General features: G+C 71.3%; 2 protein-coding genes. Both read right to left on the reverse strand.

What is annotated here, in order from left to right; genetic code table 11:
- Positions 1-374: 374 nt before the first annotated feature.
- A complete protein-coding gene (locus Adu01nite_RS28495) occupies positions 375-761 on the reverse strand; it encodes an SCO2097 family morphological protein (RefSeq protein WP_203731113.1) in 387 nt (128 codons plus the stop codon).
- A gap of 117 nt (positions 762-878) precedes the next feature.
- Entirely contained in the window at positions 879-2,174 is a 1,296-nt protein-coding gene (dinB, locus tag Adu01nite_RS28500) for a DNA polymerase IV (RefSeq protein ID WP_203731115.1), read from the reverse strand.
- Positions 2,175-2,435: the final 261 nt, after the last annotated feature.

The raw sequence follows: 2,435 nt of genomic DNA on the forward strand, positions 1-2,435 counted from the left end.
CCCAGCCGCCCAGCCCAACCGCCCAGCCCAACCGCCCAGCCCAACCGCCCAGCCCAACCGCCCAGCCCAACCGCCCAGCCCAACCGCCCACGGCCCACGGCCCACGGCCACGTGACTCACCACGAATGCGGCTACCCGAAAGACGGTCGGCGACCCGGCGCATCCGGCTGGGCGACATATCGCCGGACAGGCGGCATCAAGCCGACGCGGCAACCAGCTGAAGAGTTACGGCATCGGGGAAGGCCGGCGGCGGGTGGGCGCCAGGCATCGAGAAACGGCGATGGCGGCCGGTGGCCGCCATCTGCCGGTCGCTGGGCGTCTGCGGGCGCCAGCGTGTTCAGGTGTGCGCGCTCAGGGCGTTGAGCGCGCCGGGGTCAGCGGTGCCCTTCCGGACGCTGCCGCCACCGGTCCTCCAGGCGATCGAGAAATCCTGCCTTGCGCGTCTGCCGGGTACGTCGGGTGGCCGTGCCGCCGACCGCGTGAAGGTCGGGAGCGTTGCCCTTACGGCGAGACTGCATCGCGAAGGCGGCCGAGCTCAGCATCACCACGAAACCGCCAACGCCGAGCAGAGTGTTGCTGCTCACCGTTCCGTAGACGACCAGAGCGAGACCAAGGATGATCACGAACGCGGCGAACAGGAGCCGGCGCCGTGCGTGGAAACGCGGGTCGCTGGCCCGCACAGCCGAGGCGAACTTGGGGTCCTCGGCAAGCGACCGCTCGATTTGATCGAACAGCCGCTGCTCGTGCTCCGAGAGCGGCACGGCATTCCTCCCCGGGCGCATCGAATCTAATGAAGCTGAGCCGACCTCCCTAGCCGGAGGTCGGGGTGAAACAGGTAGGTGGCGCGGGACAGCCGTCGGCTGCCTTACCGAGCAAGTCTACGAGGGGGTGGGCGGCTCGGAAAGCGGGACGACCGTCCGCTGCGGGTGATTTTCGGTGCGACGGAGATCGCTTCGTCCCAAAAGACTGGCTGGCCCCACTCTGGCACCGCCGAATCGAGCGGCCACAGCGTCCGCCGCGGCCTCCGCCTCGCGCCATCCGCGCTCCGGTTCGCCGAGGCTGAGCTGCCGTGATGTGGTGGCGGCCTCGGTCAGGCCCTCGACCCGTACGCCGACCAGACGAATATGGTCGCTCGCGCCGAGTGCTTCGAACAGCGCCCAGGAAATCTCGAAAATCTCACGGGCCACATCGGTGCTCGTGGGCACCGTGCGAGATCGATTGACCGTCCGGAAGTCGGCCAGGCGCACTTTGATCGACACGGTGCGGCCCACCTGGCCGGCCGCGCGGAGGCGGGCGCCGACCTTTTCGGCGAGCGCGAGCAGGCTCCGGCGGATCACCAGCGGGTCGGCCACGTCGACGTCGAAGGTCATCTCGGCGCCGATCGACTTCTCCACGTGCTCGGGGGTGACCCGCCGCGGGTCGCGGCCCCAGGACAGCTCGTGCAGGTGGGCGGCCGAGGCCTCGCCCACCGCCCGGCGCAGCATGCCGAACGGTGCCTGGGCCAGCTCGCCGACGGTGGTCAGGCCGAGCCGGCGCAGGGTCTCGGCGGCCCGCTCCCCCACGCCCCACAGCGCGTCGACCGGCAGCGGGTGCAGGAACTCGAGGATCAGGCCGGCCGGCACCACGACCATGCCGTCGGGCTTGGCCCGGGTCGAGCCGAGCTTGGCCACGAACTTGGTCGGCGCCACCCCGACCGAGCAGGTCAGCTCCTGCTCGGCGAACATCCGCTCGCGGATCTGGCGGGCGATCTCGGCCGGGCGGCCGAGCAGCCGCTGCGCGCCCGCGACGTCGAGGAAGGCCTCGTCCGAGGAGAGCGGTTCGACCAGCGGCGTCACGTCCCGGAAGATCGCCATGACCGCCTTGGAGGCGGCCGCGATGGCCGGGCCCTCGACCGGCAGGAAGATCGCCTGCGGGCAGAGCGATCGGGCCCGCGCGGTGGGCATCGCACTGCGCACGCCGAAGCGCCGCGCCTCGTAGCTGGCCGAGCTGACCACGCCGCGCGGCCCCACGCCGCCCACGACGACGGGCTTGCCGCGCAGCTCAGGGTGGCTGCGGACGGCCACCGAGGCGAAGAAAGCATCCATGTCGACATGCAGGATCGTGCAACCCGTGTCGTCGGCATCCGGCCCGAACCGCGGGTCGCGCCCCCGAGGCACCACCTGACTACGTCCCACGTCAGGGACCCTAGCCCCACCCCCCGACAAAAACGGGAAGCCGACGAACGCCCGGCATCCGCGAACCTCCCCAAGATCAACCAGAGGGCGAAGGAAGGACGAAGGAAGGGCGGAGGGCGGGAGGAAAGGAGGAGGGCGGAGGGAGGGCAGCGGGAAGGCGGGAGGCGGCGCGGGGGCGATCAGCAGCGGGCGATCAGCTGCGGGCGATCAGCTGCGGGCGATCAGCTGCGGGCGATCAGCTGCGGGCGATCAGCTGCGGGC

This window comes from Paractinoplanes durhamensis (assembly GCF_016862175.1).
Lineage (GTDB): Bacteria > Actinomycetota > Actinomycetes > Mycobacteriales > Micromonosporaceae > Actinoplanes > Actinoplanes durhamensis.